The 291-nt window shown below is 49.8% G+C and carries 1 pseudogene; it reads left to right on the forward strand.

Going from position 1 to position 291, the window contains the following annotated elements:
- Positions 1–153: 153 nt before the first annotated feature.
- Positions 154–225: pseudogene (locus tag L9G74_RS20165) on the forward strand (methyl-accepting chemotaxis protein); the annotation flags it as partial.
- Positions 226–291 lie beyond the last annotated feature (66 nt).

Raw genomic sequence — 291 nt, forward strand, 5'->3', positions numbered from 1 at the left:
CGACATCCCTAAAATCAGCCTCGCTACGGGATAACTTGCTGGCCTTGGGAATTACCAGCGCGTTTTATATATTGCCGCCTTCTTTTGGCAACTGCGCCAAATGGCAGAAATTGCCAAACGTTTTATCGAGCGCGAATCAATCAGCAAACAGGGACGATTGCGGAACAAACCAATTTGCTAGCGTTAAACGCCGCCATTGAAGCTGCACGCGCTGGTGACCAAGGCTGATGCGTCGCTGGCTGCTAGCGCATGAGTAATTCGGCGCTTTTTATTTGTGGCTCTGTTCTAGAT

Origin of the sequence: Shewanella electrica (assembly GCF_022321485.1) — a bacterium.
Lineage (GTDB): Bacteria > Pseudomonadota > Gammaproteobacteria > Enterobacterales > Shewanellaceae > Shewanella > Shewanella electrica.